The 26211-nt window shown below is 72.0% G+C and carries 32 protein-coding genes; 18 read left to right on the top strand and 14 right to left on the bottom strand.

The genetic code is table 11. The annotated features are described in order from the left end of the window. The 3 genes from E7Z54_RS02430 to E7Z54_RS02420 all read left to right on the top strand — a co-directional run. The coding region (locus E7Z54_RS02430) for an ArsA family ATPase (protein ID WP_431188797.1) at window positions 1-257 on the top strand (257 nt) is incomplete at its 5' end. After that, window positions 254-751: a hypothetical protein gene (locus tag E7Z54_RS02425; protein WP_136431418.1), complete on the top strand. Its 498-nt coding sequence runs from the start codon at window positions 254-256 to the stop codon at window positions 749-751. The genes E7Z54_RS02430 and E7Z54_RS02425, both read left to right, overlap by 4 nt. Continuing rightward, a complete protein-coding gene (locus E7Z54_RS02420) occupies window positions 748-1695 on the top strand; it encodes an ROK family glucokinase (protein ID WP_240769476.1) in 948 nt (315 codons plus the stop codon). Before E7Z54_RS02425 ends, E7Z54_RS02420 begins: the two co-directional genes overlap by 4 nt. A gap of 66 nt (window positions 1696-1761) precedes the next feature. Here the strand turns inward: E7Z54_RS02420 and E7Z54_RS02415 are convergent, their stop codons facing one another. Together E7Z54_RS02415 and E7Z54_RS02410 are read right to left on the bottom strand one after the other, a co-directional pair. Continuing rightward, window positions 1762-2166 (bottom strand): hypothetical protein, encoded by a 405-nt coding sequence (locus E7Z54_RS02415; RefSeq protein WP_136431417.1) that lies wholly within the window; start codon window positions 2164-2166, stop codon window positions 1762-1764. 9 nt (window positions 2167-2175) lie between these two features. Continuing rightward, on the bottom strand, window positions 2176-2949 hold the full coding sequence (locus E7Z54_RS02410; protein WP_136431416.1) for an alpha/beta hydrolase: 774 nt from the start codon (window positions 2947-2949) through the stop codon (window positions 2176-2178). A 108-nt stretch (window positions 2950-3057) separates the two neighbouring features. On the opposite strand from E7Z54_RS02410, the gene E7Z54_RS02405 reads away from it, so the two are divergent. The 6 genes from E7Z54_RS02405 to E7Z54_RS02380 are packed head-to-tail and all read left to right on the top strand — an operon-like array spanning window position 3058 to window position 7462. Then, complete coding sequence (locus E7Z54_RS02405; RefSeq protein ID WP_136431415.1) at window positions 3058-3783, top strand: lysophospholipid acyltransferase family protein; 726 nt, start codon at window positions 3058-3060, stop codon at window positions 3781-3783. Then, window positions 3780-4934, top strand: a complete 1155-nt coding sequence (gene macS / locus E7Z54_RS02400) for a MacS family sensor histidine kinase (RefSeq protein WP_168798125.1) — start codon at window positions 3780-3782, stop codon at window positions 4932-4934. Before E7Z54_RS02405 ends, macS begins: the two co-directional genes overlap by 4 nt. Then, window positions 4931-5434, top strand: coding sequence for a flavin reductase family protein (locus tag E7Z54_RS02395; RefSeq protein ID WP_136431413.1), 504 nt, complete (start codon window positions 4931-4933; stop codon window positions 5432-5434). The genes macS and E7Z54_RS02395 overlap by 4 nt, the downstream gene beginning before the upstream one ends. A 25-nt stretch (window positions 5435-5459) precedes the next feature. Continuing rightward, a complete protein-coding gene (locus E7Z54_RS02390) occupies window positions 5460-6104 on the top strand; it encodes a response regulator (RefSeq protein ID WP_136431412.1) in 645 nt (214 codons plus the stop codon). Continuing rightward, the gene (locus tag E7Z54_RS02385) at window positions 6097-7008 is read left to right on the top strand and encodes a hypothetical protein (RefSeq protein ID WP_136431411.1); all 912 of its coding nucleotides are present in this window, start codon (window positions 6097-6099) and stop codon (window positions 7006-7008) included. The genes E7Z54_RS02390 and E7Z54_RS02385 overlap by 8 nt, the downstream gene beginning before the upstream one ends. Before the next feature lie 58 nt (window positions 7009-7066). Beyond that, window positions 7067-7462 carry a hypothetical protein gene (locus tag E7Z54_RS02380; protein ID WP_136431410.1) on the top strand — a complete coding sequence of 132 codons (396 nt, stop codon included), beginning with the start codon at window positions 7067-7069 and terminating at the stop codon, window positions 7460-7462. A gap of 13 nt (window positions 7463-7475) precedes the next feature. Here E7Z54_RS02380 and E7Z54_RS02375 read toward each other — a convergent pair whose 3' ends face one another. The 3 genes from E7Z54_RS02375 to E7Z54_RS02365 form a co-directional block, all read right to left on the bottom strand. Further along, complete coding sequence (locus E7Z54_RS02375) at window positions 7476-7901, bottom strand: DUF309 domain-containing protein (RefSeq protein WP_206055964.1); 426 nt, start codon at window positions 7899-7901, stop codon at window positions 7476-7478. A 3-nt stretch (window positions 7902-7904) separates the two neighbouring features. Continuing rightward, window positions 7905-8222: a hypothetical protein gene (locus E7Z54_RS02370; protein ID WP_136431408.1), complete on the bottom strand. Its 318-nt coding sequence runs from the start codon at window positions 8220-8222 to the stop codon at window positions 7905-7907. Window positions 8223-8467: 245 nt separating this feature from the next. Next, a complete protein-coding gene (locus E7Z54_RS02365) occupies window positions 8468-9289 on the bottom strand; it encodes a DUF1028 domain-containing protein (protein ID WP_136431407.1) in 822 nt (273 codons plus the stop codon). Window positions 9290-9392: 103 nt separating this feature from the next. Between E7Z54_RS02365 and E7Z54_RS02360 the strand changes: the two genes are divergently transcribed. Further along, complete coding sequence (locus E7Z54_RS02360) at window positions 9393-10421, top strand: 6-phosphofructokinase (protein ID WP_136431406.1); 1029 nt, start codon at window positions 9393-9395, stop codon at window positions 10419-10421. Between the two features lie 11 nt (window positions 10422-10432). Here the strand turns inward: E7Z54_RS02360 and E7Z54_RS02355 are convergent, their stop codons facing one another. Further along, window positions 10433-11194: an endonuclease/exonuclease/phosphatase family protein gene (locus E7Z54_RS02355; RefSeq protein WP_136431405.1), complete on the bottom strand. Its 762-nt coding sequence runs from the start codon at window positions 11192-11194 to the stop codon at window positions 10433-10435. A gap of 77 nt (window positions 11195-11271) precedes the next feature. Here E7Z54_RS02355 and E7Z54_RS02350 point away from each other — a divergent pair, with 77 nt between their 5' ends. The 3 genes from E7Z54_RS02350 (at window position 11272) to E7Z54_RS02340 (ending at window position 14385) form a co-directional block, all read left to right on the top strand. Then, window positions 11272-11859, top strand: coding sequence for a hypothetical protein (locus E7Z54_RS02350; RefSeq protein WP_136431404.1), 588 nt, complete (start codon window positions 11272-11274; stop codon window positions 11857-11859). A gap of 54 nt (window positions 11860-11913) precedes the next feature. Continuing rightward, window positions 11914-13260 (top strand): class II 3-deoxy-7-phosphoheptulonate synthase, encoded by a 1347-nt coding sequence (locus tag E7Z54_RS02345; protein WP_136431403.1) that lies wholly within the window; start codon window positions 11914-11916, stop codon window positions 13258-13260. 132 nt (window positions 13261-13392) lie between these two features. Further along, entirely contained in the window at window positions 13393-14385 is a 993-nt protein-coding gene (locus E7Z54_RS02340; RefSeq protein WP_136431402.1) for a threonine aldolase family protein, read from the top strand. A gap of 12 nt (window positions 14386-14397) precedes the next feature. Here E7Z54_RS02340 and E7Z54_RS02335 read toward each other — a convergent pair whose 3' ends face one another. From E7Z54_RS02335 to pknB, 5 genes are all read right to left on the bottom strand, one after another. Beyond that, the gene (locus E7Z54_RS02335; protein ID WP_136431401.1) at window positions 14398-15438 is read right to left on the bottom strand and encodes a zinc ribbon domain-containing protein; all 1041 of its coding nucleotides are present in this window, start codon (window positions 15436-15438) and stop codon (window positions 14398-14400) included. A gap of 137 nt (window positions 15439-15575) precedes the next feature. Continuing rightward, window positions 15576-16073, bottom strand: coding sequence for an SRPBCC family protein (locus E7Z54_RS02330; protein ID WP_136431400.1), 498 nt, complete (start codon window positions 16071-16073; stop codon window positions 15576-15578). 84 nt (window positions 16074-16157) lie between these two features. Continuing rightward, window positions 16158-17075 carry a DMT family transporter gene (locus E7Z54_RS02325; protein WP_136431399.1) on the bottom strand — a complete coding sequence of 306 codons (918 nt, stop codon included), beginning with the start codon at window positions 17073-17075 and terminating at the stop codon, window positions 16158-16160. Further along, window positions 17068-18015 carry a deoxyribonuclease IV gene (locus E7Z54_RS02320; RefSeq protein ID WP_240769475.1) on the bottom strand — a complete coding sequence of 316 codons (948 nt, stop codon included), beginning with the start codon at window positions 18013-18015 and terminating at the stop codon, window positions 17068-17070. The genes E7Z54_RS02325 and E7Z54_RS02320 overlap by 8 nt, the downstream gene beginning before the upstream one ends. A gap of 46 nt (window positions 18016-18061) precedes the next feature. Next, a complete protein-coding gene (pknB, locus tag E7Z54_RS02315; protein WP_136431398.1) occupies window positions 18062-20152 on the bottom strand; it encodes a Stk1 family PASTA domain-containing Ser/Thr kinase in 2091 nt (696 codons plus the stop codon). A 117-nt stretch (window positions 20153-20269) separates the two neighbouring features. On the opposite strand from pknB, the gene E7Z54_RS02310 reads away from it, so the two are divergent. Genes E7Z54_RS02310 through E7Z54_RS02300 form a run of 3 tightly spaced genes read left to right on the top strand, consistent with a single transcriptional unit; the run spans window position 20270 to window position 21564 of the window. Further along, a complete protein-coding gene (locus E7Z54_RS02310) occupies window positions 20270-20641 on the top strand; it encodes an Rv2175c family DNA-binding protein (protein WP_136431397.1) in 372 nt (123 codons plus the stop codon). A 10-nt stretch (window positions 20642-20651) separates the two neighbouring features. Beyond that, the gene (locus E7Z54_RS02305; RefSeq protein WP_136431396.1) at window positions 20652-21125 is read left to right on the top strand and encodes a ribonuclease domain-containing protein; all 474 of its coding nucleotides are present in this window, start codon (window positions 20652-20654) and stop codon (window positions 21123-21125) included. 25 nt (window positions 21126-21150) lie between these two features. Then, complete coding sequence (locus E7Z54_RS02300) at window positions 21151-21564, top strand: barstar family protein (RefSeq protein ID WP_136431395.1); 414 nt, start codon at window positions 21151-21153, stop codon at window positions 21562-21564. Between the two features lies 1 nt (window position 21565). Here E7Z54_RS02300 and E7Z54_RS02295 read toward each other — a convergent pair whose 3' ends face one another. Next, window positions 21566-22654 carry a polyprenyl synthetase family protein gene (locus tag E7Z54_RS02295; RefSeq protein ID WP_136431394.1) on the bottom strand — a complete coding sequence of 363 codons (1089 nt, stop codon included), beginning with the start codon at window positions 22652-22654 and terminating at the stop codon, window positions 21566-21568. Between the two features lie 63 nt (window positions 22655-22717). Here E7Z54_RS02295 and metF point away from each other — a divergent pair, with 63 nt between their 5' ends. Next, the gene (metF, locus tag E7Z54_RS02290; RefSeq protein WP_136431393.1) at window positions 22718-23605 is read left to right on the top strand and encodes a methylenetetrahydrofolate reductase [NAD(P)H]; all 888 of its coding nucleotides are present in this window, start codon (window positions 22718-22720) and stop codon (window positions 23603-23605) included. 3 nt (window positions 23606-23608) lie between these two features. Here the strand turns inward: metF and E7Z54_RS02285 are convergent, their stop codons facing one another. Next, the gene (locus E7Z54_RS02285; RefSeq protein ID WP_136431392.1) at window positions 23609-24925 is read right to left on the bottom strand and encodes a phytoene desaturase family protein; all 1317 of its coding nucleotides are present in this window, start codon (window positions 24923-24925) and stop codon (window positions 23609-23611) included. Window positions 24926-24932: 7 nt separating this feature from the next. Then, on the bottom strand, window positions 24933-25403 hold the full coding sequence (locus E7Z54_RS02280; RefSeq protein WP_136431391.1) for a YbaK/EbsC family protein: 471 nt from the start codon (window positions 25401-25403) through the stop codon (window positions 24933-24935). Between the two features lie 33 nt (window positions 25404-25436). On the opposite strand from E7Z54_RS02280, the gene E7Z54_RS02275 reads away from it, so the two are divergent. Continuing rightward, entirely contained in the window at window positions 25437-25922 is a 486-nt protein-coding gene (locus E7Z54_RS02275; protein WP_136431390.1) for a hypothetical protein, read from the top strand. The last annotated feature ends 289 nt before the right edge of the window (window positions 25923-26211 follow it).

Genomic DNA, 26211 nt, shown 5'->3' with positions numbered 1-26211 from the left:
TCCGGGTCACCCGCCCGGAGGGCGGTGGCGCAGCGCTGCACCTGGCGCTCCCGTTCGTGACCCGCGCGGACGTGGACCTCGCCCGCAACGGCGACGAGCTCGTCGTGACCGTCGGCTCGTCCCGTCGGCTGCTCACCTTGCCGGCCGGTCTCGCCCGGCTGAGGGTCACCGGCGCCCGCGTGGTCGACGGCGAGCTCCGAGTCCGGTTCGGCGAGATCGGCGTCGACGCGCCAGTGGTGGCAGGAGAGGCGCGATGAACGAGATGAACGAGCCGCCCGTGGGCGGCCCGCAGGACGACGGACCTCAGCGAGACCAGCCGCAGGAGCAGCCGCAACCGCATGATGTCGGCAGCGTCGGCGAGGAGGCGGTGAAGCTGTTCGGCGCGCTCGCCGACCTGGCCCGCCAGCACGCAGGCGACGCCGGGGGAACCTTCTCCGGTCTCGCCGGTCAGGCCGCGGCCATGGCACACGAGGTCAACGAGCACCTCGCCACCGACAGTCCCGAGTGCACGTACTGCCCGGTCTGCCGGGTCGTGCACGTCGTACGTGAGACGTCGCCGGAGGTGAAGGCGCACCTCATGGTCGCCGCGTCCTCGCTGATGCAGGCGGCCGCCGGGCTCATGGAGACCCTGCCCCCGCCCACCGGCACCGGCGCGTCCGCTCGCGGGCCAGCGGTGGAGCGGATCGACCTCGACGAGGCCGACGACGCTGGCGACGAGTCCGACCACAACGACCCGGGAGCGAATCCGTGAACGACCCCATGACCTGCGGCATCGACATCGGCGGCACCAAGATCGCCGGCGCGGTCGTGGACGGCGAGGGACAGGTGGTGGCCGAGGCGCGCGTCGTCTCGCCCGCGACGGACCCGACGGCCGTCGAGGAGGCCGCAGCCACCCTGGTCGCCGAGCTCGCTGCGAAGTACCCGGTCACCGCGGTCGGGGTGGGGGCGGCGGGTTACATCGCCTCGGATCGCTCCACGGTGCTCTTCGCCCCCAACATCGCCTGGCGCAACGAGCCGCTCGGCGCCGATCTGTCCCGGCTGACCGGCCTGCCCGTCGTCGTCGAGAACGACGCCAACGCAGCCGCCTGGGGCGAGTTCCGGTACGGCGCCGGGCGGGACGTCGACGACCAGCTGATGGTCACCGTGGGCACCGGCGTGGGCGGGGGCATCATCGCCGGCGGACACCTGCTCCGCGGCGCACACGGCGTTGCGGCCGAGATCGGCCATCTCTGCGTGGTTCCCGAAGGACGACAGTGCGGCTGCGGCAACCGGGGCTGCCTCGAGCAGTACGGCAGCGGCACGGCGCTGGTGCGTGCGACCCGGGAGGCCGTTGCCGGCAGTTCGCTCCTCGCACGCGACCTCGCCCAGCGCGCCGGCGGCGACCCCGAGGCGATCACCGGCCCGATGATCACCGACGCCGCCAAGGAGGGCGACCGGTTCGCCATCGAGCAGTTCGAGCGCCTCGGCGAGTGGCTCGGCCACGGCATCGCGTCACTGGCTGCGGTTCTCGACCCGGCGGTGGTCGTCGTCGGCGGAGGGGTGAGCGAGGCAGGAGACCTGCTGCTGGAGCCCCTCCGCGCCAGCTTCGCCAGGGAGCTGACCGGACGCGGGTTCCGGCCGACGGCGCAGGTCCGTCAGGCGGTCCTCGGAAACCAGGCCGGCGTCATCGGCGCTGCCGACCTCGCGCGGACCTGAGGCGCGGAGTCGGTCGCTACGTCGGTGCCGCGTTGCTCGCACGCGACGGGCGTTGACCCCGACAAGCTAGAGCTGCGCGCCGTCGTCCCACGGGTCGCGCGGCGAGGACGGCATCCGGGCCACGAGGTAGCCGAACCCGGCGATGAAGCCGCCCACGAGCACCCACGCCACGAGACGCGGGATGTCGATGCCGGTCACGACGAAGAACAACAGGATCGCGGGCGCCCCGAACAGGCCCAGCCACGCGAGGAGCCGGTCCGAGGACGGCCTGGGAATCGGTGGAGCGGGAGGCGGGACGAAGGTGTCGTCGAGCTCCGCGGGGATCCGGTCGGAGTCGTCGTCCGGGTTCCACGCGGGAGCGGCCGGCTCAACCTGCGGCGCCAGCTCCTCGTCGGGTTCGAGGACCGGATCGCCGTAGTTCTCGACGATCGACCTCCAGGTGGCGTCGTGGTCGTCCGGCTCCCGCTGCACGACTCAAGGCTACGCCGGTGCCGCACACACCCGTGCGACGAACTCCGCAGACTTCTCGAAGATCGTCGGCGCATCGTTGTCGATCGTCGCGACGTGGTAGCTCTCGGGCAGCGGCACGCGGGTGACGTCGGTCGAGGAGATGCCCCCCAGGACGATCGGCTCCGACATCTCGTCCACGACCCTGTCCACGGCCGACCGGAAGTAGATCAGGGGCGCGGTGACCTTCGGGAGGTCGCCGATCAGCCCCGGCCACGCTCGCATCATCGAGTGCACGGCCTTGAGGGGCGTCCGCGAGTAGGCCACCTCGTCCATCCCGGGCTTCTTGATGTCCCCGGCGATCGCGGGGAAGGACGGCACGAGGTGCTTGAGGACGGGGAGGAGCTTCACGTCGAGCCGCTTGGTCGCCACGCCCGGATTCACCAGCATCACGCCGGCGACGTCGTCCGCGCGGTCCGCAGCCAGCTGGAGCACCAGTGCGCCGCCCATCGACAGCCCGCCCACGACGACCGCGTCGTGCTCGGCTCGCAGGGCGTCGAAGGTCCGGACGACCTCGGCGTACCAGTCCGCCCACGTGTGCTTGTTGAGGTCCTGCCAGCGGGTGGCGTGCCCCGGCAACAGGGGTACGGCGACGCCGTATCCCTGCGCCGCGAGGAACTCGCCCCACGGCCGGATCGAGGCTGGAGAGCCGGTGAAGCCATGGCTGAGCAGGACGCCGATCCGGCGGCCTCCGGTCAGTTCGGGCCGCGCGGCGATGGTGAGGGGCTCGGTGAGCGGCGAGGGCATGGCGTGATTGTGCCGCACGGGGTGTCGGCTGATCGGCGCGGAGGCACTACGCTGCGAGCAGGTGTCGGAGGGGCGGCGGGCGCCCGTCCTCGGGAAGGGTGAGATCGGTTGTTCTACTGGTTCCTCAAGTTCATCGCGCTGGGTCCGCTGCTGAAGCTCATCTTCCGGCCGCGGGCTGAGGGCGTCGAGAACGTTCCCACCGAGGGGCCGGCGATCCTCGCCAGCAACCACCTGTCCTACGCGGACTGGCTGTTCATGCCTCTGGTGATCCCGCGCAAGGTCAGCTTCGTCGCGAAGGCGGAGTACTTCACCACCCCGGGGATCAAGGGCTTCTTCCAGAAGGCGTTCTTCAGCGGCACGGGCAACATCCCGATCGACCGCTCGGGCGCCAACGCCGCCGCCGGCGCACTGCTCTCGGCCAAGCGGGTACTCGCCGAGGGTGAGCTGTTCGGCATCTATCCCGAGGGCACCCGCTCGCACGACGGCCGGCTCTACCGCGGCAAGACCGGCATCGCCAGGCTGGCCCTCGAGACCGGCGTCCCCGTCATCCCGGTCGCGGTCGTGGGCACCGACATCGTGGCCCCTCCGGGCAAGAAGTTCGGCCGCTGGACCCGACCCCACGTGCGCGTCGGCAAGCCGCTCGACTTCTCCCGCTACGCAGGGATGGAGAACGACCGCTTCATCCTGCGGTCGATCACCGACGAGATCATGTACGAGATCATGCGGCTCTCCGGCCAGGAGTACGTCGACATGTACGCCACCCGCGCGAAGGAAGAGTCGAAGAAGGCTGACCGGGGCGAGGGCGGGGACGAGCACCGGAAGCTCGCGTCCTGATCGACAACCCGCTCCCGAGCGGTACGACGACGCGGGCCGCGGTCGCCGTCGAGGACCGGATGTTCCGGGCGCTCGCGGTGCTCCGCGTCGTGGTGCTGGCCTACGCGGTCGCTATCAACGCCTACCGCAACAACTTCGAGCACCCCGTCGCCGGGTGGACGTGCGTGGGAGTGATGGTCGTCTGGACCTTCGCGTCGATCTCGATCTACGCGGCTCCGGAGCGTCGGCTGCCGGGGGTGCTGGTGGCGGACCTGGCGCTGGCGGTCGGACTGCTGCTGCTGACTCCGGTGGTGAAGGGGGAGTGGTTCAACGCCACGGTCCCCAGTTACTGGATCGTCGGCGCCCTGCTGGCGTGGGGGATCCGTTACGGCTGGCGGGGCGGCTCCGCCGCCGCCCTGCTGCTGGGTGCGGTCGACCTGCTCAGCCGCTCCCACGTCGCACAGAAGGACTGGGGCAACGTGTTCCTGATCCTCCTCGGCGGGTCGATGGTGGGCTTCCTGTGCGAGTCGCTGAAGGAGATGGCGGCCGAGCGCGACCTCGCCCAGCGAGAGGCGGCCGCGGCGGCCGAGCGGGTCCGTCTCGCCCGGGTGGTGCACGACGGCGTGCTGCAGGTGCTCGCCCTGGTCCAGCGACGCGGCACCGAGCTCGGCGGCGACGCTGCTGAGCTGGGAAGGCTGGCAGGAGAGCAGGAGCAGGCGCTCCGGTCACTGATCCGGTCGCAGGCCGCGGTCAGCGCCGCTCCCACGGCGCCGGCGACGGGTGACCTCGCCGCGGCGCTGGGTGCGCTGGGCAGTCGGCCGAGCACCGAGATCGCGTTGCCGGCAGGGACCGTCGAGATGCCGGCACAGGTGGTGGTGGAGCTGACCGCCGTCGTGAGGGCCTGCCTGGACAACGTCAGCCGCCACGTCGGGGAGGGGGCCCCCGCCTGGGTGCTCCTCGAGGACCTCGGCGACCGGGTCGAGGTGTCGGTGCGCGACGAGGGGCCCGGGATTCCCGAGGGACGGCTCGCCCGGGCGGCGACCGAGGGTCGCCTCGGCGTCCAGGAGTCGATCTGCGGCCGGATCGACGACCTCGGCGGGACCTGCACGCTCGACAGCGGCGCCTTCGGGACCGAGTGGGTCTTCGTCGTACCCCGCAAGGGGGAGGCATGACGATCCACACCGATCATCCGTTCGCGGACGCCAACCCGGACCCGGCGCGGCGGTTGCGCGGCCGCGTCGGGGGAGCGGTGACGCTCTGGACAGCCGGCGACGACACGGAGCGCGTCGGGCTCACGGTGACCTCGCTGATGGTCGCGCTCGGTCCGGAGGCGAGGGTGCTGGCCCTGCTGGATCCGGACTCCGACCTCCTCGCTGTCCTTCGAGAGACCGGGACGGCCGTCGTCCAGCTGCTGTCGTGGCCGGACCGCCAGCTCGCCGAGGCGTTCGCCGGCACAGCGCCGGCACCGGGCGGGCCGTTCCGGCAGGCGGAGTTCGTGCCGACCGAGTGGGGTCCTCGGCTGGCCACGACCCGGACCTGGGCCGGTGTGCGGCTCCACGGCGAACGGGAGATCGGCTGGTCGGTCGAGGTGGCCGCGACGATGGAGCACGTCGAGGTCGGCGACGAGGACGAGCCGCTGCTGCACCGCCGGGGGCGCTTCCGCCGAGGATGAGCGTCGGTCCCGCTAGGGTCGCGCCATGGGTGATCCGATCCGGGTGATGGTCGTCGACGACCACCCGATGTGGCGCGAGGCGGTCGAGCGCGACCTGACCGCCGCAGGCTTCGAGGTGGTCGCGACAGCGTCCACCGGGACCGAGGCGATCAACAGGTTCGCTGCGACGCGGCCGCAGGTGGTGGTCCTCGACCTGCAGATCCCAGGACCCAGCGGCGTCGAGGTGACCGCGACCGTGCTCCAGCGAGAGCCGTCGTCGCGGGTACTGATCCTGTCGGCGTCGGGGGAGCAGGACGACGTGCTGGCTGCCGTGAAGGCCGGTGCGACCGGCTACCTCGTGAAGTCGGCGTCGAGCGCCGAGCTGATCGCCGCCGTGGAGCGGGTCGCCGCCGGCGACTCCGTCTTCACCCCGGGGCTGGCCGCGCTCGTCCTCGGCGAGTTCCGCCGGATGAACGAGCCGACGACGCCCCCTGGTGAGCAGCTCACCGAGCGCGAGACCGAGATCCTCAAGATGGTCGCGAAGGGCCTGTCCTACAAGCAGATCGCCGAGCGACTGGTGCTCTCGCACCGCACCGTCCAGAACCACGTGCAGAACACGCTGCGCAAGCTGCAGATGCACAACCGGGTCGAGCTGACCCGCTACGTGATCGAGCAGGGGCTCGATGAGTGAGGACGACCAGCTCCTGGAGATCGCCGACGAGCTCTACGCCCTCTCGCTCGCGGAGTTCACGCCGGCGCGGGACAAGCGGGCCAAGGAGCTCAAGGGCACGCCTCTCGCCGCTCGGGTGAAGGCACTGCGCAAGCCGAGCACGGCCGCGTGGGTCGTGGACCTGCTGGTCCGCCGCGAGGCCGCCCAGGTCGACCAGGTCCTCAACGTCGGAGCGGCCTTGCGCGAGGCTCAGCAGGCGATGTCCGCCGGCGAGCTGCGCACCCTGACCAAGCAGCGCCGGCAGGTGACGGCTGCAGTCACCACCCAGGCCCGGCGGCTCGCCGCCGAAGAGGGCATGCGGGTCACGGAGTCGGTCGCGGAGCAGGTCGAGGCCACGCTGACCGCTGCGATGGTGGACGAAGAGTGCGGACGCGCGGTGCGCAGCGGGTTGCTCGTCTCGGCGCTGGCGACCACCGGCGTCGAGCCGATGGAGCCGGCGGAGCTGGCCGCCTCCCTCGCCGTGCCGGAGGCGCTCGGCTACCAGGCCGTGCCGCGCGAGGCGCCCAGGCCGGGGCCTCCGGACCTCCATGTCGTGCCGGACCCCGACAAGGACGCCAAGGTGCGGGCCGCGGCCCAGGAGCGGCTCGCTGCGGCCACCGAGGAGTACGACGACGCGTTCGCCGCCCAGCAGGAGGCGGCTACCGAGGTGGACAACCTGTCGGCACGGGCGCTCCAGCTGCAGGCCGAGATCGACGAGCTGCGGCGTCGGCTCTCCGACCTCGAGCAACAGGCCGAGACCGTCGAGGAGGAGCTCAGCGAGGCCGAGGACGCCCGCGACGAGGCGGCTGCCGAGCTGCGCACCGCGACCGCGGAGCGGGATGCGGCACAGGCCGCTCTCGACCGGCTCGCTGCACCCCGTACCTGAGCCGCGGCCGGGCGATCCCCCGAACTGGGCGCAGAGGCCGGTCCGCCATGCTGGGTGGATGCGATTCACCGAGCACGAGCTGACGGCGGCGCTGACCGGCGCGGCGAAGTCCGTGATGGCGACGTCCAAGAAGGTCCGCAAGAGCGGCACGGACGTGGACACGGCGTGGGAGGCGATGGACCGCTTCGAGCGGTTCAAGCTGCTCGACGCGCTGGGCACCCAGATCCTTCCGGTGCTGGTGGCCCTCCCGGACGTCGAGGTCGCGCCGGGCACCCGGCCGTCGTACCCGAACCGGCAGGTCAGCGAGGTGGTGGAAGGCCTCGTGGGCGACGACCTGGGCAGGCTACGACGCGCCGTGGTCGTGAAGGCGCGCACCGCACTCGTACAGACGGCGCTCGCCCACGTGCCGCCGCGACTCGATCCGGACGCGCTCGTCACGCCGGATGACGCGTAGCGAGCTCCGCGGCTCAGGCGTCGTCGACCTTGGCGCGGGCGCAGGCGATGAGGGCCGGGAGGTCGAGCTCGTAGGTGGGACCGCCCGTGCCGGCGTAGGACTCGAGCCGCCCGGCAGCACGCTCGACCAGCCGCGCGGCGCCGACGGCGTTGCCCCGTGCGTGGTGGGTCAGGCCCACGCACAGCTGGGCCAGTCCCTGCCACAGCTCCCGCTCCTCCTCCGGACAGGACTTCCACCGCACCTCGAGCGCCTCGTGCGCGGCGAAGGGTCGCCCATCGTCGAGCAGGCGGCGTGCGTAGGCCAGGGTCTGGTCCGGGGGAAGCGGTTCCTCGGAGATGGGATCGACGCCGGGCACGCCGTACGGCAGTGGGCGCCCGAGCGCGTCGCGGGGTCGAGCCTGCTGCGCGCGGCCCTGGTCGTTCCGATCCCGATCGTCCACCACTCAGGCCTGCTCGGCTTCCTGCTGCTCGCGGCGCTCGTGGAGGCGCTGCTGTGCGGCCGCTAGGTAGGCCATGCAGGGCGCGTCGCTTCCGGGGTGCTTCTCGTGGAGGTGGAAGATCCACCGGTCCATCGCGGCCATGAACCCGTTGTCGCCACCGGGACGATAGGCCGACCACTTCCGGTGCCCCTTGGCGATGCACTCCGCGCAGGTGATCTTGTAGACGAACTGATCGTTCGCGTCGACCTCGATCTTCACCGTGGCGAGCGGTCCGGCCTGCGAGGCGGCCTTCCGCTCACGAGCAGATCGGCTCGCTGTCATGTCGCCCCCTTCGCATTCGGCAACTCTGGAGCCTACGCGTTCGACGACGTCGGGCCGGCCGGCGGTGCCCGTCTTCCACCCACCACCGCCATCCCGCCGGTGTCGCGAACCCGCCTGTGGACAGACGATTCGCCACGGACCGGTGTGGAGGACAATGGTCAACCGGGCTCGCCGACGCGACCTCCTCGACCAACGAGCCACGGGCCCCTCGATCCACCGACGACCTTCCGACCGGCCGCGGCGCGTCATCCACGCTCGGCCCTCACGATGGTCAGCACCCGCTCGTCGATCCACGACAAGTCGGGGGCGACCCGCATCTCGAAGTTCTCCGTGCCGACCCAGGCGCGGAAGTCTCGGTGCCCCGCGGCAGCCGCGAACGCCTCGAGCTCGTTGCGCAGCGCGTCGTCGACGGCCACCTTCTGCCCGTCGGTCGAGGCGGTGAGATAGAGCTCGTGCAGGTCCAGGAGCCGGGCCAGCTCGTCGATCGGCGCCGCATGGTCGTCGACCCGCAGGTCGACCGCGACGTCGTCCAGCCCGCCGTAGCCGGCGCCCTCCCGCACGACCAGCATCGCGGCCGACTGGCGACCGCGCCGGTCGCCGCCCGCCGCGTCGCCGGCCGCGAGTACGGCGAGCAGGCGGTCCTGGAGCGGTGCGCTCGGGTCGCTCTCGAGCCAGGTCTGCTCCATGGCGTCGATGACCTCCCGACCCGCGAGGCAGTTGCCTTGGATCGAGTACCCGTCGCCGGCGAGACCCCCGGCCCAAGGGATGCACTCGCTGCCGGTGTGGGTCGCCGCGCCGCCCTCCATGTCGACGATCCCGACCTGCCGGTGTGCCCGGCCGCCGTCCTCCTCGATCAGTCGCTGGAGCGCGACCGACGCGGTGGCGCCCTCATCGAGGTGGGCGAGTGCGAGGCCCTTGTAGGACACGTTGGCATCGGCCTGGGTCGCCACCGCGCCGACGCCGGCGACGGCCGCGGGCACGGTCGACCCGACGGCGAGGAACTTCGAGGCGACGGCCACGCCCCACGACTCTCCGTCGGCGGAACGGGCCACGATCGAGAACGTCATGCCGTCACCGTAGCGAGGCGCCACGCGATGGGACCCGAGCGCCGTCGCCCCTGACGTGGCTAGGCTCGCCCCTGGCCGAAACATCCGAGGTGAGGAGCGACCCATGCGTGTCGGAGTGCTGACCGGTGGTGGCGACTGTCCGGGACTGAACGCGGTGATCCGCGCCGTGGTCCGCAAGGGCGTCAAGGACCACGGCTTCGAGTTCGTCGGGTTCCGAGACGGCTGGAGGGGACCGCTCGAGGGGGTCACCATGCCCCTCGGCATCGAGCAGTGCCGCGGCATCCTGCCGCGCGGCGGCACGATCCTCGGCTCCTCGCGCACCAACCCGTTCAAGCTGGACGACGGGGTGCAGCGGATCAAGGACAACCTCGCGGCCGCGGGCGTCGACGCCCTGGTCGCGATCGGCGGGGAGGACACCCTCGGCGTCGCGACGAGACTCGCGGACCTCGGCGTCAACGTGGTCGGCGTGCCGAAGACGATCGACAACGACCTGTCCGGCACCGACTTCACGTTCGGGTTCGACACCGCGGTCAACATCGCCACCGAGGCGATCGACCGGCTGCACACCACCGCCGAGTCCCACCATCGCGTGCTGGTCGTCGAGGTGATGGGTCGTCACGCCGGCTGGATCGCGCTCCACTCGGGCATCGCCGGGGGCGCCAGCGCCGTGCTGATCCCCGAGATCCCGTTCGACATCGACGCGGTGTGCGCGCACGTCGAGACCCGCTTCCAGAGCGAGTACGCCCCGATCATCGTGGTCTCCGAGGGCGCGGTCCCGGCCGACGGCAGCGGGATGACGCTCGCGAGCGGCGAGACCGACGCCTTCGGACACGTCCGTCTCGGCGGCATCGGCGACCGACTGGCCAAGGAGATCGAGCAGCGCACCGGCAAGGAGGCGCGCGCCGTCGTACTCGGCCACATCCAGCGGGGCGGCACGCCGACGGCCTTCGACCGGTGGCTCGCCACCCGCTTCGGCCTGCAGGCGATCGGCGCCGTGGCCGACGGGGAGTACGGCGTGATGGTGGCCCTGCGCGGCACGAACATCGTGCGCGTGCCGCTGATCGAGGGCACCGGCGTGCTGAAGGTGGTCAGCCCGGAGGAGTACGCCGAGGCGCAGGTCTTCTTCGGCTGACCGGGCGCCTCCTAGCGCTCACCGACGTCGACCACCAGTGCGCGGTGGTCGGACAGCCGCATCTGCCGTGCCTCGGAGCGGGCAGGGACGGACGGGTCGCCCAGCACGTGGTCGAGCTGCTCCACCGGACGGTCGGCCGGGAAGGTGGGGTGCAGGCCGAGCGGCTGCATGCCGGTGATCCGCGCCGCACGCTCGGGGCCCATGTTGAGGTCGCCGGCCAGCATCAGCGGACGGCGCGCGCCGGCGAGGGCCGACGTCAGGTGCGCCAGCTGCCAGCCGTTCCACCACCGCACGAACGACAGGTGGGTGTTCGCGATGGTCATCGGGCCGAGGTCGGTCTCGAGGGACGCGGCGACCGCGACCCGCGGCTCGTCGTGCACCATCGTCGGAAGCACCTGGCCGGGGAACCGGATCGGCACCTTGGTCCTCAGCGCGGGCAGCCGCACCACCTCCCATCCGGAGACCGGCATCCGGCTGAGCAGGGCGATCCCGTAGGCGGCGTCGTCGGGCTGCTCCTCGCCGGTGGCCGCCGTCCAGGTCGCGCCCGGGCCGCCCGCGAGGGCGGCCACGAAGCGGTGCTCGTCGGCGCCCATCGCCTCCGCAGCGATGGCGGTGAGGTCGGCGCGGCCCGACCGGTGCTGGTTGCGGTCCACCTCCTGCAGCGCGAGCACGTCGGGGTCGAGCTCCTTGATCGCGGCGCTGAGCACGGCCGTGTCGACGTCGTGGTCGTCGAGCGATCGACCATGAAGGATGTTGAAGGTCACCAAGCGCATCGTTCGGTCGGTACCCACTCGCACCCGCCGCATAGCGCGGTTGTCTCGGGGTACCGAGTGCACGAGGTGATGCCCCCGTGTCCCACGCCCCGTCCGAGGACTCCCGCGCCAACGGCCAGCGCCCGCTCCGCGAGGCGCTCAAGGTCGTCGCCGTCACGCTCAAGCAGGGTGAGGCGCCGTTCGCGCTCGCCGGCAGCTACGGCCTCTGGGCGCGGGGCGGTCCCGAGCCGGAGCACGACGTCGACTTCATGGTCGCCGAGGAGGACGCGCCTCGGGCCAAGGACCTGCTCGCGGAGCGGGACCTGAGGGTCGTCCAGCCGCCCGAGGACTGGCTGTTCAAGGTGTTCATCGACGATGCCATGGTGGACGTGATCTTCCGGTCCGGCAACGAGCCGATCCTGCGGTCGCGGTTCGACGACGCCGATCACCTGGAGGTGGAGTCGGTGAAGATGCCGGTCCTGTCGGCGACCGTGCTGATGACCGACAAGCTCAGCGCCATGGAGGAGCACTCGTGCAACTTCTCCGCGGCGCTCCCCGTCGCGCGCGCGGTCCGCGAGCAGGTGGACTGGGCGGTCGTCGACGAGCAGACGAAGGACAACCCGTTCGCACAGTCGTTCCTCCACCTGCTGCGGGCCCTGAGCATCGTCACCGACCACCCGCGGTGACCACCACCTGGCGCTGAATCGGCACGTTCGCCCCGGGCGCCGTACCCTTGGCGGGTGACCATCCCGTCCCTCGAGCAGTTGCACGCCCTCGGCGCCCGGCAGCAGCCGACGTACGACGACCCCGCGGCCCTCGCCGCCGTCGTCGACCGCCTGCGCACCCAGCCCCCGCTGGTGTTCGCGGGCGAGTGCGACGACCTGAAGGAGAAGCTCGCCGCGGTCGCCCGCGGCGAGGCGTTCCTGCTCCAGGGCGGCGACTGCGCCGAGACCCTGGCCGGGGTCAGTGCGGAGAACGTCCGCAACAAGCTGCGGGTGCTGCTGCAGATGGCCGTCGTGCTCACCTACGCCGGCTCCGTGCCGGTCGTCAAGCTCGGCCGCCTCGCCGGCCAGTACGCCAAGCCGCGCTCGAACGACTTCGAGACCCGCGTCACCGCCGAGGGTGAGGTCACCCTGCCGGCCTACCGCGGCGACGCGGTCAACGGCTTCGAGTTCACCCCCGAGTCCCGCCGCCACGACCCGCAGCGGCTGCTCGACGTCTACAACGCCTCGGCCGCGACGCTGAACCTGATCCGCGCGTTCGCCACCGGTGGCTACGCCGACCTGCGCCAGGTCCACACGTGGAACACCGACTTCGTCAGCGGCTCGCTCTACGGCCAGCGGTACGAGAAGCTGGCCCAGGAGATCGACAAGGCGATGCAGTTCATGCACGCCATCGGCATCGACGCCGAGGAGCTGCGCCGGGTCGACTTCCACTCCTCGCACGAGGCCCTCGTGCTCGAGTACGAGCACGCGATGACCCGGATCGACTCGCGTACCGAGGCGCCGTACGACGTGTCCGGGCACTTCGTCTGGATCGGCGAACGGACCCGCCAGCTCGACGGAGCGCACGTCGAGCTCCTGAGCAAGATCCGCAACCCGATCGGCGTGAAGCTGGGCCCGACCACGACGGCCGACGACGCGATCGCCCTCGCCGGCAAGCTGAACCCGGAGAACGAGGCCGGCCGCCTCACCTTCATCACCCGCTTCGGCGCGCAGAAGATCCGCGACGGCCTGCCCGACCTGATCGAGAAGGTCACCGCGTCCGGGCTCGAGGTCGCGTGGGTGTGCGACCCGATGCACGGCAACACGTTCGAGGCGAGCTCGGGCTACAAGACGCGCCGCTTCGACGACGTGATCGAGGAGGTGCAGGGGTTCTTCGACGTGCACCGCGCCCTCGGCACCTGGCCCGGTGGCATCCACGTCGAGCTCACCGGGGACGACGTCACCGAGTGCGTCGGCGGTGGGGAGGAGCTCACCGACGCCGACCTCGCGAGCCGGTACGAGTCCGTCTGCGACCCGCGGCTGAACCGGGTGCAGTCGCTGGAGATGGCGTTCCTCGTCGCCGAGATGCTCCGCCTGGCCTGAGCGTCATCCGGCGGAGCATCCGCGGCGTTGGAGGCCCTTGACGACCCGCTTCGCTCGAAGGTCGCCTTCGGGCCTCCGCCTTGCGGCCGCACGCGCCGGACGACGCTCACCTGCGCCGGGCATGATGTGCGCATGATCGACCTGCGCTCCGACACGGTCACCCGGCCGACCCAGGCGATGCGCGCCGCGATGGCGGCGGCCGAGGTCGGCGACGACGTCTACGGCGAGGACCCGACCGTCGCCGCGCTCGAGGAACGGGTCGCCGGCCTGTTCGGTCACCAGGCTGCGCTCTTCACTCCCACCGGGTCGATGGCGAACGTGCTCGCCGTCTCCGCGCTGGTCCCACCGGGCAAGGAGGTGCTCTGCGAGGCGCGGGCGCACATCGCCCGGGCCGAGCTCGGCGCCCACGGCGCGATCGGCGGCGTCACCATGAGGACCTGGTCCCACCCGCGCGGGCAGCTCGATCTCGCTGCGGTGAGCGACCTGTTCGCGCCCGACCTCGGACACTACTTCGTGCCGACGGCCGCCATCTCGGTCGAGAACACCCACAACTTCGCCGGTGGCGCAGTGCTACCGCTCGAGGACCTGCGCGCCCTGCGCTCCTTCACCGGCCAGCGGGGGGCGGCCGTCCACCTCGACGGAGCGCGGATCTGGAACGCTCACGTCGCGACCGGGACCCCGCTCGAGGAGTACGGCGCCGTGTCCGACGTGCTGGCCGTCTGTCTCTCGAAGGGCCTGGGAGCGCCGGTGGGGTCGCTGCTCGTCGGACCCCGCGACCTCGTCGCGGAGGCGCGGGTACGGCGCAAGCGGATGGGCGGGGGCATGCGCCAGGTCGGCATCCTCGCGGCGGCCGGCCTCTACGCGCTGGAGCACCACGTGGCGCGGCTCGCCGAGGACCACGCGCACGCCCGTGTGCTGGCCGAGGCCTGCGGGGTCGACCCGGCGACGGTGGACACCAACATCGTCACCTTCGACCGCCCCGACGCGGCCGGCTTCGTCGCTCGGGCCCGGGAGGAGGGCGTCCTGATCGGAGCGGTCGGCGCGGGCACGGTCCGGCTGGTGACGCACCTCGACGTCAGTCGCGACGACGCGCAGACAGCGGCGAAGACCCTCGCCGGCCTCTGACCGAGGACCGGACTAGGAGTCAGCACCCAGGAAGCGGATCTCGCTGATCGCGGTGAAGTCCCGCCCGTTCGGTCCCCTGCCGGGGCGCGTCACGGTCACCAGGTGGAGCTGGACCGTCGTCGTCGCGACCGCGCCGATGTCGATCATCTGCATCGTCCGCTGGTCGGCGAGCTCCTGGGTGATCCGGGTCCCGTCGTCGAACTCCCACTGCGCGGCGCGGATCCGCCGGTTGCCCCGGTACCAGTTGTCGGGGCCGTCGACCTTCGCATAGCCGTTGATCAGTCCCACCTGGGTCAGCACGACCTCGTCGCCGAGGTCGAAGGTGAGGGTCTCGCCGCTGCCGTCACCGGGCATCCGCCAGCTGGTGCGCGGCCTGCCGTCGAGCAGGTTCGGGGCCTCGAAGTCCACCGGGTTGTTCTGCCGGTCCCGGCTCGGTCCCGCGACGGCGGGGACCTGAGCCCTGGCTCGGCCGGTCAGCTCCACGACCTCGCCTGGCTCGGGCTCGTCCACCGGGCCGCCCGTGCCCTCGCTGTCCGGAAGCGCGGAGTCCGGTGACCGGTCGTTCGTGGTGTCCGTGAGCTGTGGGCCGGGAACGTTCGACGAGCGGCCCTCGCCGTCACCGGCCCTGGTCAGGACGAGTCCGCCGAGACCGGTGACCAGGGCGAGCAGCACCAGCCCCACCGCCCAGGGCAGCCACCCCGGCAGCTCGCGACGCCCGGTGCCGCGATCCGGCAGGGGAGGTGCCGGCGGATCGCCGATCGTCACCGGATCGGTGGTGGGCTCGAACGGTGCAGCCGGCGGAGGCCCGGCGGGTGACCTGACGGTGGTCGCGGCGTCGGCGAACAGCGGATAGCGCGCTGCCGGCGGGACAGCGCCCACCGGCGGAGGCGCCGCGGGGGCCGACGGTGACGCGGCAGGCGGGGGAGTCGGAGGCACACCGGCTGCGGGCGTGGCCTCGGGATGCCGGCCCGGGACGGGCTTGCCGCAGTTGGTGCAGAACCGGCCGATCCCGAGCTCGTGCCCGCAGCTGGTGCAGTACGTCGGGGGGGTCATCGCGGGGTCACGCTATCGCGCCCCAGCCGCGTCGGACCACCACGACGGGTCTGGCGCAGTGCAGCGGCGGAAGAACGCGTGCGCGCGAGGATCGCGACCGGATGCCCGATCCGGACGCGAACGTCGCCGCCTGCGAGCTAGGCGGCGTGCGTTCCGGTACCTCCGCCGCGACGGTGCACCTCGGCCTCGATGTCCTCCAGGTCGTGCTCCAGCATCTTGTGGGTGCGTTCGTAGCTGTGTCCGCCCAGCAGCGACCACTCGACTCGACCGAGCACGGACCGCCCCGACGTGTCGAGCGTCGTGGTCATGGCCAGCCGGGTGCGATCGCCCTCGGCGCCGAACGGCGTGATCCGGTAGGCCGTGCGCACGATGTCGCGGCCGACTGCGGTCTCGACGACAGCGCGCCGCGGCGGGTCGCACTCGATGACCCGGCGCTCCTCGTGACCATGGTGCCCGAAGAACGTCCGCTCTTCGCGCCAGCACGTGTCGACGTCGAACTCGCCCTCGGTCAGCAGCTCGGACCTCTTGACGCTGCGAAAGACCTGGTCGGCGCGGGCGACGTCCGTGACGACGTCCCACACGATCTCGGGCGGGGCCGAAAGCGTCGTGTGGACGTAGATGATGTGTCCTGCCATCGCGTCTCCTTCTCGAGACCCTCCCACCGCTATGGTGCGCCCGGATCCGGATGGAAGCCAGAGGCAGCTCGCTGCCGGCGGGGGTCACACCGCGATGTGGGGCACCTCGGCCTCGATCTTGCGCCGCGGCAGCGCCTCCACCACCAGCATCGCGGTGAGCACCATCAGCCCGCCGACCATCATCCGGATCGTCACCGACTCCCCGCCCAGGGCCACCGCGAAGAAGGCCGCGAACACGGGCTCCATGCTCATGATGATCGCGGCGCGGGTCGGCGGCAGGTGGCCCTGTGCCCACGTCTGCGCGAACATCGCGGCCGCGCCCGCGACCAGTGCCATGTACACCAGCGACGCCCAGTCACCCCCTCGCTCGGGGAGTACGACGCCGGGGGCGCCGGTGACGACGGCCGCGATCAGGCAGATGCAGGCGATCACCAGTACCTGGAGGATCGACATCCCCAACGCGTCGGCAGGCGTCGACCACGCCCCGAGCCCCACGATGTGCAGCGCATAGAGGAGCGCGGCGACGAGGGTGATCGCCTCGCCGTACCCGATCGAGAACCCGTCGAGCGTCAGCACGCCCAGGCCCGCCGTCGCGAGCCCGACGGCGGCCCAGGTGATCCCGGTGATCCGGGTTCGGAGGATCACCGCTGCGAACAGCGGCGTGGCGACGACGTACAGGCCGGTGATGAAGCCGGAAACGCTCGCAGGCGTGTGGGCCAACCCGGCCGTCTGGAGGATCTGTGCCAGGCCGTACAGGCCGCCGAGCACCGCCGCCCGTCTCCTGACCTCGGGGGAGAGTCGGGCCACCGCGCGTGGGGCGACGAGCAGCATCGCCACACCGGCGATCAGGAACCGGACGGCCAGGAAGTCGACCGTCGGCATCCGGTCCAGCAGGTCCTTGATGAGGAAGAACGTGGAGCCCCAGGTCGCGGTCATCGCCAGCAGCGCGAGGCTCGCCAGGAAGGCGGTCCGACGGGAGGCGGGCGCTCGGGTCTCAGCCATCGCGAGCCACGTCGCGCAGCGAGCGCAGCAGTGTCATGTCGGGGTCGTCGGCCCCGCGGGACCCCGGCGTCTCGAGGATGAACGGGACGCCGTCGGTGGCGGGATGGCCGAACAGCTCGGCGAACGCCTGGGTGCCGATGTGTCCCTGCCCGATCTTCTCGTGGCGGTCCTTGAACGCCCCGCGGACGTCCTTGGAGTCGTTGGCGTGGACGAGTCGGAGCCGCCCCGGGCCGCCGATCTCGACGATCCGGTCCACGGCGGCCGTCGCCCCGCCCGGCTCGTCGAGCGGCTCGCCGGCCGCGAAGACATGGCAGGTGTCGAGACAGATCCCGGCCTTGGGGTGGAAGTCCAGGGCGGCGAGGTAGGCGCTGAGGTCCTCGACCCCCGCGCACAGCGAGCGCCCCTGGCCGGCGGTCGGCTCCAGGAGGAGCCATGGAGCGGCCTGGTCCTCGATCGACTCCAGGATCGGCATCAGGCCCTCGCGGATGCGTCGCAGCGCGGCCGCGTGCCGCTCCGCGCTGCCGTCGGGGTCAGCGCCGGGATCGACGTACGACCCGGTGTGCACGACGACGCCCTCGGCGCCGATCTCGACGGCGCGACGCAGGTTGTGCGCGATCAGCGCGAGCGAGTTGCGGTAGGTGGTCGGCGTGGGCGAGCCGGGATTGACGAGGTAGGGCGTGTGGATCAGGACGCGCATGCCCATCTCCGCCGTCGCCTGGCGGAATTGCCGGTCGATGCTCGGATCGCCCGCCGACAGCGCCCAGCCGCGCGGGTTCCCGCAGAAGACCTGCACGGCCTCGCAGCCGATCTCGACCGCGCTCCTCAGGGCGCCGGCGACGAGGTTCTTACCGACCAGGACGTGGGTCCCGATCGGACGGCCGGCCCCGACCGAAGCCGCTGTCACGGAGACGCGATCGGTCGAGGTGAGTGACATAGTCATCGCCGGACGAGGGTATCGGGGCGCCCGAGGGCCGCCGACAGTGCGGTCACACGATGTAGAGGATGACGGTGCTGCCCTTGCGTGCGCGGGAGCCGGAGCCGGGATCGGTGTCCCACGCCACCCGTCCGCTGAGGTAGATGGTCGCTCGCCGCTTCCGCACCTTGAACCCGAGATCCTGCAGCTTCTCGACCGCCTCGTCGGTCGCCAGGTAACGCACGCCAGGCACCGTCACCAGCTCCGGGCCCTTCGACACGACGAGCTCGACGGTGTCCCCCCGATGGAGCGTGCCCTTGTCGGGGTTCTGGCTGATCACGTCGCCCTCATCGACGGTGTCGCTGTACTCGGTGTCGATCACCTTCACCTGCAGACCGCGGTTCTCCAGCTGCTTCTCGGCGTCCTCGGCGGCCTTGCCGACCCAGTTGCCGACCCGGATCGGCTTGCGGCCCTTGCTGACCACGAGCCGGATGGCCGTGTCGACCGGCAGGTCCTTCGCCTTCGCCGTGCCGAACCCGGGCTCGCTGCGGATGACCGTGCCGGCAGGGACCGTCTCGGAGTAGCGCTCGATGAGTCGGCCCACGACCAGCTTCACACCGGCGAGCTCCTCCTCGGCCTCGGCGACGGTCAGCCCCGCGAGGTCGGGGACGTCGTACCGCTCCGGTCCGAGCGAGACGACCACGACCACCTCGTCCTCGGGCAGGATCCGCGCACCCGGTCGCGGATCCGTGGAGATCACCTCGCCCTTGGCGACGCTCTCGGAGTAGACCTCGTCGCCGACCTTCAGCTCGAGGCCGGCGGTGGTGAGCTTCGCCTCGGCCGCGGCCTGGGTCAGGCCCACCACGCTCGGCGTCGTCGTGTAGCGGCCCCAGCCGACCCAGTAGCCGCCGGCACTGATGGCGCCGACCAGAAGCGCCACCACGAGCAGGAGTACGACGCCACGGCGGCGTCGTCGGGGAGGCGGGTGGTCGACGGCGTCGGTCGGTGCCGGCACCGACGGGGATGGCGACCGGTGGCCGGGCGGCTCCTCACGCAGCGGCGTGATCACTGAGGTCCGCTCCTCGCCGAACAGCCAGGAGCTGACCGGCTCGGGCGTGGTGTCGTGACCGATCGGGTCGACCCGGTCGTCGGCGGCACCGGCGCGGGGGTGGGGCAGCAGGTCGTCGACCAGCTCGGGGTCCTCCCGGACGCCTTCGTGCAGCGCGTGCGCGACCCGCCGGACGTGGTGGAGCAGGACGCCCGCGTCGGAGGGGCGGAGGCTCGGGTCACGGGTCGTGGCGCGTGCGACCAGCGCGTCGACGTACGCGGGCAGGTGGGGGACGAGGGCCGACGGCTCCGGCACGTCGTGGTGGACGTGGCGGTACGCGACGGCGATCGGTGTGTCGCCGGTGTGCGGCTTCACGCCGGTCAGCAGCTCGTAGAGGATCACGCCGGCGGCGTACACGTCGGCGCGCGCGTCGGCGCGCTGCTCGATGACCAGTTCGGGCGCCAGGTAGGACACGGTGCCGATCAGGACGCCGTTGGTGGCGGTGTGCTGGGTGTCGGCGGAGACCGCCTTCGCGAGGCCGAAGTCCGCCACCTTCACCCGCCCGTCGTCGGCGATGAGCACGTTCTCCGGCTTGACGTCACGGTGCACGAGGCCGGCCCGGTGCGCGGAGGCCAGCGCGGAGAGGACCGGGTCGAGGATGGCCAGCGCGCGTTCGGGCGCCATCGGCGCCTCCTTGGCCACGGTGTCACGCAGCGTGTGGCCGGAGACGTACTCCATGACGAGGTAGATGGTGCCGTCGCCGGTGTCGTCCTGGCCCTGGTCGTAGACCGAGACCACGTTGGGGTGGGAGAGTCGCGCCGCGGCCTTCGCCTCCCGCACGAAGCGGCGCGCGAACGACTCGTCGCCATGGGTGGAGGCGTCGCCGAGGCCCGGGTGCATGATCTTGACCGCGACCGTCCGGTCGAGGCGCACGTCGACCGCCTCGTAGACGCTGGCCATCCCACCGCGGGCGATCCGGGACCCGAGCAGGTAGCGCCCGTCGAGCAGGCGGCCCGTCTGATGGTCCTCGGTCCGGCGCGGAGCGGGGTCGCCGGCGTGCGCGGCGTCTCCGCCGCGGGCGCGCTGGTCGTTGTGCACAGCGACCCTCCTGTGCATGCTCATCTCGTCCGGTCGGGGAAGATGACCGAGGGCCCATGGTACGGCGCGGCGCCGGGCGTCGACGCAGGCCACGCCGGGGCTGCCGCGGGCCGTGTCGTGGGGGAGGATGGGCCCATGAGTGAATCGCGACTCGCCGACCAGGACCTTGCTGCGCTGGTCTCCGACTGGCTCGACTGGGACGAGGCCGCCCACCTGATCGGGGTCTCGCCCGCGAAGGTCCGCACCATGGTGCGTGACCACCAGCTCGCGGCCGCCGTGCCCGCACCCGGCAGGCGTCAGGCGATCCCGGCGCTGTTCCTCGTCGACGGCGAGCCGGTGAAGGGCCTCCCCGGCCTGCTCACGCTGCTGCACGACAACGGGTTCGACGACCGCGAATGCATCGCCTGGATCTTCCTCGACGCCGACCTGCCCGGTCGTCCGATCGACGCGCTGCGGGAGAACCGGGGCGCCGAGGTCAAGCGCCGCGCCCAGGCACTGGCGCTCTGACCGCACCGACATGGATGTATCGCCGGGGCGGCCGCGACTGAGCAGGCGCACCGCCCAGGTGCTCTCGACCGTCGCCCTGGTGGTGGTGACCGGGCTCGGGTGGTGGGTGCAGAGTCAGGGGAGCGACGATGAGGGGTCCGGCGCCCGCGACGGCGCCCCGACGTCGAGCACCCAGGCCGAGATGCCGGCCGCGGACGACGACGGCATCCCGTACGTCGCGCTCGACCAGCTGCCGCCCGAGGCTGCCGAGACGGTGGCGCTGATCGACGCCGGCGGGCCGTTCCCACATCCGGGAAAGGACGGATCGATCTTCGGCAACTTCGAGCGCAGGCTGCCCGACCGGCCGCGTGGCTACTACGCCGAGTACACCGTGCCGACGCCCGGGCTCGATCATCGTGGCTCGCGAAGGGTTGTCGCCGGCCGTGGTGGAGAGCTCTACTGGACAGCGGACCACTACGAGAGCTTCGAACGGATCTGGCAATGACGAAGAAGCTGGGATTGATGCAGCGATGAGCGGCCTGGCAGCGGTTCTCTCAGGCCGGCACCGGCCCGGCGTCCACCGCTGGGAGTCCGGCATGGGCGTGGCCGACGTGCGCCACGCGGTCGAGCACGCCGGCTGGACATTCCGGTACGTCGACGGCGCGGGACTCGAGGCACGGAACGACGTGCTGAAGGCGCTCGGAGCGGCGCTGGCGTTCCCTGACCACTACGGCGCCAACCTCGACGCCCTCAACGACTGCCTGCGCGACCTGTCGGACCGCACCGTCGTCCTCTGGGAGGCGTGGAGCGGGTTCGCCCGGGCCGAGCCCGACGGGTTCACGCGGGTCGTCGGGGTGCTGGAGTCACGCGCCGAGGCCGACCCCGCGCTCGAGGTGCTGCTGCGCGGGCCCGGCCCGGAGGACGCCGTACCGCTGCTTGGGTGAGTCAGTGCGCCCGGCGCGTCGCCGCGGCGGCGAGCTGCTCCAGCACCTGGCACGCCCCGGGGTCCCACCCGGACTCGTCGCGGCCTCGGTGCAGCGCCTCGACGGCGCGGGTGCCGAGGTCGGTGATCATGGCCTCCACCTGCTCTCGCGCGCCGCAGCCGTCGATGATCGTCCGGAGGTCCGCCACGTCCGACTCGGACAGCGAGGTGCCGAGGCCGGCGTCGAGCCGCGCGGCGTCCGCCGCCGGTGCTGCGTCGAGCGCGAGCGCCACCAGCACAGTGCGCTTGCCCTCCACCAGGTCGTCGCCCGCGGGCTTGCCGGTCGTGGCGGGGTCGCCGAACACGCCGAGCAGGTCGTCGCGCAGCTGGAAGGCCTCGCCCAGCGGGAGGCCGAACGCGGTCAGCCGGTCCAGCGTGACCGCGTCGGCGCCGGCGAGCGCGGCCCCGATGTGGAGCGGGCGCTCGATGGAGTACTTCGCCGACTTGTAACGCAGCACCGTCATCGCCTGGTCGACCGCGGCCCGCGCGCGGGCCTGCACCGAGATGTCGAGGAACTGGCCGGCGATCACCTCGGTACGGCACAGGTCGAACACGTCGAGCGCCGGGCCGACCCGGTCCCAGCCGAGCCCGCAGCGACGCAGCAGCTCGTCGGCCCAGGACAGGAGCAGGTCGCCCAGCAGGATGGCGGCCGCGGCGCCGTACTGCTGCGGGTCACCGCGCCATCCGTCCGCTCGGTGCCCGGACTCGAAGCCGCGGTGGGTCGCGGGCCGGCCGCGACGCGTGTCGGAGGCATCCATGAGGTCGTCGTGGGCGAGCGCCGAGGCGTGGAGCAGCTCGAGCGATGCCGCCGCGCGGCGTACGGCCTCGGCGTCCTCGCCGGTCGGTGCGCCGGCGATGGCCGCGTACCCCCAGAAGCAGAAGGCCGCACGGAACCGCTTGCCTCCCGAGACCACCGCGCGGGCCTCGTCCAGGAGTCGCGCCGCATCGTCGCCGAGCGGTCCGAGACGGGCTGCCTGCTCGGCGAGGAAGGTGTCGAGAGTGGCCTGAACCTCTGCCCGGAGGACGGTCGGGTCCCACGCGCTTTCGGTCACAGTGGCGAGCCTAACCACTCGCCGTTGCCGCCGGATCGGAGGTGTCTCCCTAGGATTGACGCCATGACCCAGGCCAGCAGCCGCATCGGCGACCGCATCCGCTCGGGGGAGCGTTCCTTCTCGTTCGAGTTCTTCCCCCCGCGGGACGAGGCGGGCGAGGAGCAGCTGTGGAACGCCATCCGCGCGCTCGAGCCCTACCAGCCGACCTTCGTCTCCGTGACGTACGGCGCTGGCGGCACCACCCGTGACCGGACGGTCACCATCACCGGCCGGATCGCCCGCGAGACGTCACTGGTCCCGATGGCTCACCTCACCTGCGTGGGCCACACCCGCGACGAGCTCGAAGGCATCCTCGACTCCTACGTCGCCGAGGGGGTCAACCATGTGATGGCGCTGCGCGGAGACCCGCAGGAGGGTCCACGGGCGGAGTGGACGCCCACAGCCGGCGGGCTGAACTACGCCGTCGAGCTGGTCGAACTTGCTCGGTCTCGCGGCGACTTCGTGGTCGGGGTCGCAGCCTTTCCCGAGGGCCATCCCTCGGCCGAGTCGCGCGACCACGACGCGGACGTGCTGGTGGCGAAGGCCCGTGCCGGAGCGGAGTTCGCGGTGACGCAGATGTTCTTCCGCGCCGAGGACTACTTCGGCCTCGTCGACCGCGTCCGCGAGCGGGGCGTCGACATCCCGATCCTCCCCGGCATCATGCCGATCCTCAATCTCAGTGCCATCCGCCGGCAGGGTGAGCTGATCGGCACCAGCGTGCCTGACGAGATCGTGGAGCGGATCACCGCTGCCGGTCCGGAGCCGGCGGACGTGCGAGCCGAGGGCATCAAGCTCGCGGCCGAGCTGTGCGACGACCTGCTCCGCGGGGGAGCGCCGGGCCTGCACTTCTACACCCTCAACCGGTCCAAGGCGACGCTCGAGATCTTCGAGGCGCTCCAGATCACGGTCTGAGCCCTACGCGGGCCCGATCACCTGCGCGACCAGCGCGGCGGACTGGGTCACGAAAGGCACGCCTGCGCCGGGTGCACCGTGTGCGCCTGCCACGTAGACACCCTCGATCGGTGAGGTCGGGCCGAGCCGGTCGCGGACGGTGCCGCGGCCCTGCCACAGCACGCCCATCGGGGAGCCGTGCCACTGCTCGACGAGCTGGCGGGGAGAGAGGTCGACGCGCGTGACGAGGTTCTCCCGGATGTCGATGCCGTGGCGGACCAGCGCGTCGACCATGTCCTCGGCGATCCTGCCCCGGCCGTTGAGGGTCCATGCGGTGCCGCCCTCGGGCGCCTCCCCGCCGGGCCGCACGGTGATCATGGGCTCGGCGTGGAAGACGACGTCGTGGGTGAGGTCGGGCACCGTCCCGGTCAGGCCGAGATGTGCGACCACCGGCGGGATGGCGGGCATCGTCCGCTCCACCCACCGGGCCAGCACCGGCAGCCGCCGTGGGTCGACGGCGACGACCACCGCATCCGCGTCGGCGTCGCCGTCGGCGGTGTGGACGGCGGCCACACGGCCGTGACGCACGACGAGGTCCAGCACCTCGACCCCGGTCCGGACCGTGACCCGCCGTGTCTCCAGGCGCGCGGTCAGCAGCTCGGCGAGGCGCCGCATGCCGCCGGGAACCCGCCAGCCGCCGAAGGACTGCTCGAGGTAGTTGGTCACGCCCACCCACGACGGCACGTTGCGCAGGTCGTGGCCCTCCGCGACGGCGCGATGACCCGCCACGAGCGCCAGTCGCTCGTCGCGGAAGTCGTGCCGCAGCCGCTTGTGGAGCGTCTCCCGGCTGTCGAGGAGGGAGGCCAGCTCCTTGGGCACGCCTCCCTTGGTCCGGGGGTTCCACGCCATCTCGACGTAGTGGCGGCGCAGGACGTCCCACACCGGGCCGTAGCCGTCGACGTGCTGCGCCCAGGTCTCGCCCAGGCCCGCGCCGAGCTCGTCGAACGCTGCGATCTGGTCGGCGCGCGAGCCGCCCGGCACCTTGACCGCCGTCCGGTCGGCGAACCGGTGCTCCCGGATCACCTCCAGCGGCTCCAGCTCCGCGCCGAGCTCGGTCTCCAGCGGTCGGCCGGTCTTGCGGAACAGGTCCCGCAGCGCAGCGGGGAGCAGCGTCGAGGTGGGACCGCCGTCCCAGGTGTAGCCGTCTCGGTGGACGGGGGCGAGCGAGCCGCCGAGCCGTGCGGACGCCTCCAGGAGGGCCACCTCGTGGCCCTGCTTGGCGAGGCGAGCGGCCGCGGCCATGCCGCCCAGCCCGCCGCCGACGACGACGATGCGTGCCATGGCGGGTCTACTCGACGTCGATCGGCGTCGCGCCGGTGAGTGCGAGCAGCTCGACGTAGGACGTCGAGAAGACCGCGGCGGCGTGGCCGGCGGCCGCCCACACGACGTCGTACTTCTGGAGCCAGGAGTCGAGGTAGGTCGGCAAAGGCTCCGGATGGCCGATGGGGGAGACCCCGCCGATCACCTGGCCGGTGTGCTGCCGGACGAACTCCGGTGTGGCGCGCCGCAGTGGAGGTCCGCCGATCGTGGCGCGAACGGCAGCCGTGTCGACCCGGTGCGCACCGGAGGTGAGGATCAGCACAGGGGATCCGTCGGCATCGAAGAGCAGGCTGTTGGCGATCGCCCCGGCCTCGCAGCCGAGCGCTTCGGCGGCCAGTGCGGCGGTGTGGACCGAGTCGGGCAGAATGACAATCTCGCCGGCTCCGCCCCGGCGCTGGTGCTCCTCGCGGAAACGGGTGATCGAGGGATGGTCCGGCATGAGGGTGACCCTACCGATGCCTCAGGAGGAACAATGACCAAGCGACCGGCAGCGGTCGAGCTCGCTTCCTGGCTGCTGTGGTTCCTCGTGGCCGCCGGCCTCGTGGTGTGTGTCCTGGTGGTGGTCTACCGCGACGACCTCGGGACGGTCTGGTCCCCGATGCAGGACGGCGACAGCACGGTCCAGCCGGTCGAGTTCGTGCCGGTGATCCTGGTGCTGTACGGCGTGACGGCGGTCCTGGCGGCGACCTTGATCCCGCTCTTCCGGCACGGGCACAACTGGGCGCGGCACTCGCTGGCCGCGATCGTCGTCGGCATCTTCCTCGTCGCCGTGGCGACCGTGCAGACCGCGCCGCCCGCCATGGTCCGCTGGTCGGCGATCGCGGCGGCGGTGATCAGCGCCGTCACGCTGGTCTTCATCTGGCATCCCCAGAGCAGTCTCTACGTGCGGGAGGCGGTGTACCCGCCCGAGGAGCGCGAGCGCCGCGCCCGGGAGCGGGACTCGCGACACGACTCTTGACGACCTGTCGGGAGGGGGGTGTACCTTCGAGGTGTTCGAACAGATGTTCGAACACCTCCGGCGGAGGTGGCCTCGACCCCCGCCTCCGCCGGAGCCGCCAGCACCGGAGGAGGACCGTCGTGGCCCGAGAGTTCGCAGACCCGTTCAGCCCGCACACGCTGCCGGCGACCACGCACAACTACCTGCTGCGTGCGGCGGAGTCGCTGAGCGAGGCCATCGCCTCGCGTGACGCTGCCGGGCGCTATGCCTGCGCCCACGTCGCCGCCCTGCGCGCGGCAGCCGCGCTGCT

The sequence above is a fragment of the Nocardioides sp. genome (assembly GCF_004803405.1).
GTDB classification, from domain to species: Bacteria; Actinomycetota; Actinomycetes; order Propionibacteriales; family Nocardioidaceae; genus Nocardioides; species Nocardioides vastitatis.
Note: the sequence above shows the minus strand (reverse complement) of the source record. Positions and strands in the feature narration are given on the sequence as shown.